The sequence below is a fragment of the Paenisporosarcina sp. P5_A11 genome (assembly GCF_056400705.1).
The window spans coordinates 1-4,196 of record NZ_JBFUKT010000235.1; the positions used below are offsets into that span (position 1 = coordinate 1).

General features: G+C 35.8%; 3 protein-coding genes. 1 reads left to right on the forward strand and 2 read right to left on the reverse strand.

Translation table 11 applies throughout. From position 1 onward, the window contains the following. Positions 1–165: 165 nt before the first annotated feature. The gene (locus AC1DOS_RS18435; RefSeq protein ID WP_477538676.1) at positions 166–1,017 is read right to left on the reverse strand and encodes a helix-turn-helix transcriptional regulator; all 852 of its coding nucleotides are present in this window, start codon (positions 1,015–1,017) and stop codon (positions 166–168) included. A 122-nt stretch (positions 1,018–1,139) separates the two neighbouring features. Here AC1DOS_RS18435 and fabF point away from each other — a divergent pair, with 122 nt between their 5' ends. Next, positions 1,140–2,375 carry a beta-ketoacyl-ACP synthase II gene (gene fabF / locus AC1DOS_RS18440; RefSeq protein ID WP_477538677.1) on the forward strand — a complete coding sequence of 412 codons (1,236 nt, stop codon included), beginning with the start codon at positions 1,140–1,142 and terminating at the stop codon, positions 2,373–2,375. Positions 2,376–3,488: 1,113 nt separating this feature from the next. Here fabF and tatC read toward each other — a convergent pair. After that, positions 3,489–4,196, reverse strand: a 708-nt coding sequence (gene tatC, locus AC1DOS_RS18445; protein WP_477538678.1) for a twin-arginine translocase subunit TatC, incomplete at its 5' end; no start/stop codon positions are given.

The following is a 4,196-nucleotide window of genomic DNA, read 5'->3' on the forward strand; positions in this document are numbered from 1 at the left end:
CCAGTATTTTACGATAAATAAAAAGAATCCATTTTGAAAAAAGATTGATCAAAATGGATTCATATCCAGCAGATTTAAGTATCGGTTTTATAAAAAAGTTTGATCATTTTCTACCTGTGTTTGCTCAACAATCGCGACCTATAATGGAATAACGAAATTACTTTATTAATTTTCAACGGAAACCCTCTTCATTAATCGCTTTAATTTATTTTCTGTATCAGTTTCCTCTACTGGTGTATAGATACTGCACCGTAAATCCATATCACCTTGAACTTGGAGAGAAGTTAAATTAAACAACATTTTGCCTGATTTAGCATGTCTGAATTCAATTATCATTTCTGGAGCCTTACTCACTTGACTTTCTAGCCATAAATCTTGGAATTTTGGATGTGAATGACTCATTTCTTTAATAAATTGGTTGTACCATTCATCGCCTAAATAGTGTCCATAATAGGTACGGAAAATGGCAAGAAAACCTTTCGCAAAATGTTCCCAATTGACGGCCAATGCTTTGAATTCTTTTCTGGTGAACACTAAACGAATCAAATTTCTTTGATCATTCGGTATTTGTTCAAAATCTAAAAAAACATGAGCAGCTGCAGGATTCCAGCCCACAATATGGCAATGTCGATCCGTAATGATAGTCGGACAATATGTTAATTCAGCTAGTATTCGTTTTAAAGAAGGGCTAAGCTCTGATTGATCCTTTTTTGGATGTGTAATTTCCGATTTTGCTTCTAATGCCAGGTCATATAAGTAGTCTCTTTCATCATTATTTAATTGCAAAGCTGTAGAAATACAATCAAATACGATTGAAGAAACTTTTATATCTCTTCCCTGCTCTAGCCATGTATACCAAGTGGTACTTACACCTGCTAGTTGTGCAACCTCTTCTCTTCGTAACCCAGGTGTCCTTCTCCGGGTTCCGACAGGCAAACCAATTGACTCTGGCTTAATTTGAGCACGCTTAGCTTTTAAGAATGTCGACAAAGCTTCAAGCCTAGTTTTATCATTCATTTTTAAAACTCCTCATCATACCAATTTAACCTAGTGGTAATTATACCAGGATAAACAATCACTTGTAATAGGATAAAGTGACTGTAAAATACAAGTATATTATTGATTTGGAGTGATGAACAGTGGAAAGAGTTGTGATTACAGGTATGGGAGTAGTCTCTCCTATAGGAAACAACCTCAAGACATTTTGGAACAATCTGATTAACGGAGAGTCTGGTATATCCCTTATTGATACATTTGATGTTACTAATCATAAGGCAAAAATTGCAGGTGTCATACGAGATTTTGATGCAGATGAAATTTTTGGAAAGAAAGAAGTAAGACGTTTAGATCGCTTTTCTCAATTTTCTTTGGCTGCAGCCGAACAAGCTTGGACAGACTCTGAGTTAGACCTCAAACGTATAGACGGAGAAAGGTTAGGCGTATACGTAGGTTCAGGTATAGGGGGACTTGAAACCTTAATTGAAAATATTGATGCGCTTAGACAGAAGGGACCAAGAAGAGTCAGCCCAACTCTAGTACCTGCCATGATTTCTAATGCTGCTGCTGCACAAATTAGCATCCAATGGAACGCCATGGGACCTTCTATGTCTCCTGTTTCCGCATGTGCAATTGGAAATACAGCTATCGGAGAAGCCTTTAGACTAATCCGTTCTGGAGAAGTTGACGTTATGTTTGCGGGTGGAACAGAGGCAGCTATAACAGACTTATCAATAGCAAGCTTTGGTAATGCTACAGCATTATCAACAAGAAACGACGATCCAACTAAAGCTAGTCGTCCATTTGATGAAAATCGAGATGGATTTGTCATGTCAGAAGGAGCTGGAATTCTAATCTTAGAATCCTTATCTCATGCTTTACGTAGAGAGGCAAAGATTTATGCAGAAGTCATTGGATATGGTGCAAGTTCAGATGCACACCATATGGTAGCTACACACCCAGAAGGTAGAGGGGCCTATCTTGCAATGAGATCAGCTTTAAAAAATGCCAATATATCTCCTGAGGAAATTGATGTTATTAGTGCCCATGCAACAAGTACAAAAGTGGGGGACATCTCTGAAACGATGGCTATTAAGCAGCTATTTGGAAAGCTAGCTTATCAGATTCCAATAACAGCTAATAAATCTATGCTTGGTCATATGTTAGGGGCAGCTGGTGGAGTTGAAGCAATTGCTTTAGCAATGAGCATAAAGGAAGAGATAGTTCCTCCAACAATTAACTTAGAAAAACCTGATCCATTATGTGATCTAGATTATGTACCGTCTGTTGCTCGCCAAGTGAAAATAAATATGGGGCTATCTAACTCATTTGGTTTTGGAGGTCATAATGCGGCTATTGTTTTAAAAAAATACGAGTGAATAAACTTTCTCTCGTAAATCTAACCGTTTCCTCTAGAAACGGTTAGATTTATTCAATTAAATGGCCCTTTAGTTGAGTAACTTTATTGCTACTCAATAGTTCCTTAATCCGCGCTTTCCGTTCAGATTTTCTTTTCACTTTTCACTATAAAAACAACCCTTTAGATAAACAGATCCAAAGGGGCAAAACATCGCAACCTTTTTATAGACGTCGCGACTTTATTCAAAACATCGCGTCTTTTTTAAAAACACCGTACCTTTATTTAAAAACAGCACAAAGTTTGATCAAAATACGAGGTTTCACCCGTTTATTGCTATTCACTTTTATAAAAATGTTTGATTATTTCGGAAATCGAATCTTCAACTAAAGCACCCGTTAGTTCAATAAGAAAACTTCATTCAACGTATTGGGTAATTTTATCGGTATCTCTGCTCCGCTATGCACAGATTCGGCTACGAATCATAAAAAGTTTGCCGTAATAATGTATATAAAAAAAGTGTCGAAAATAGCGACACATATGACGGAATTGTCATTACTTATTAAGAAAGAAATCCTGTTTATCACTGTCCGAACCCATTAAAGTTTGACGCTTCATTAGTTTTGGCGTCTCTTTTTGCTTGCTCGGCATTTTGATTTACAGGACCGCTTTCCATTTCCTTAAAACTTTTTCGAATGAAGAAATCATAAACTACCCCACATAGTATAAGCAATGCAAAAAACCTAATAATCTTACTTAACAAAAAGAGCGTTTGAGGAGATGAAAAATATGAAAATTGAAATTGAAGTTAAAGCATTTGGAGAAGTTAAAGTTCAAGGAATGGAAGATGCCTTTAAAGGTGTCGAACTAATGGGCATTTAATAAAAAACTAGATAGGTACTCTGAAATGGCAGTTAAAGTCGGAGTTATCATCCAGCAAGTTCAGACGCAGCCAATCTGTGCCTAATATGCTAACTTAACAAAAAGAGCGCCTTCTGCAACAAAATGCAGACGGCACTCTTTATTATTTATAAACCTGGGTTTATTGTCCGATATTTTTATTATAGAATTTAACTTCTTCCATAATCCAGTACGGATTACCGCAAATTATGATACCTGCAGTCCTTTCATTTGTCTATGATGCTTTTTTCATTGGAATAATATTTTCTGATTGTTTTTTATATTTTTTTCGATATACGATTTTGGACAATATGACACTAAATTCATATAAAATGAATAGTGGTACGATAACCAATATATCTGAAATAATATCAGGTGGAGTTATGAAAATAGCTACAAGGGTAAGTGAAAAGTAAGAAATCTTTCTGGCTTTCGAAAGAAGCTTCGGATTAATGATATCAATTGAGGTAAGGAACATGACAATGAGCGGTATTTCAAATAATAATCCAAACGGCAGTGTTAAGTTTATCATGAATTTGAAATACTTTTCGGCAGTAAAAATGGTTTCAAACTGCCCTTTAGATAAGGATAATAAAAAGTTAAGAACAATTGGGTACACGACAAAATAACCAAATGATAGCCCTGTTATAAACATAGTAAACAATCCAGGAATGTAGGCTAGTGTTGCTTTTCGTTCTTTTTCAGTTAGGGCTGGTTTTACAAATAACCACGTTTGATAAGCAGCAATTGGAATGGTAAGTGCGATCGCAATCACTCCTGAAATCATAAAATATACCCAAAGGATTTCACTCGGTCCTAATACTGCTAAATTACGATTGAGATCACGAATAAGCCACTCGTAAATATCCTGCACATAAATGAATGATCCAAATAAAAAAATGATAAAAGCGAGTAATGTAAAGATTAACCGTTTCCTTAATTC

Coding starts and splice junctions, on each gene's coding strand:
- AC1DOS_RS18435 (WP_477538676.1), bottom strand. CDS start 1,017: ATGAATGATAAAACTAGGCTTGAAGCTTTGTCGACATTCTTAAAAGCT.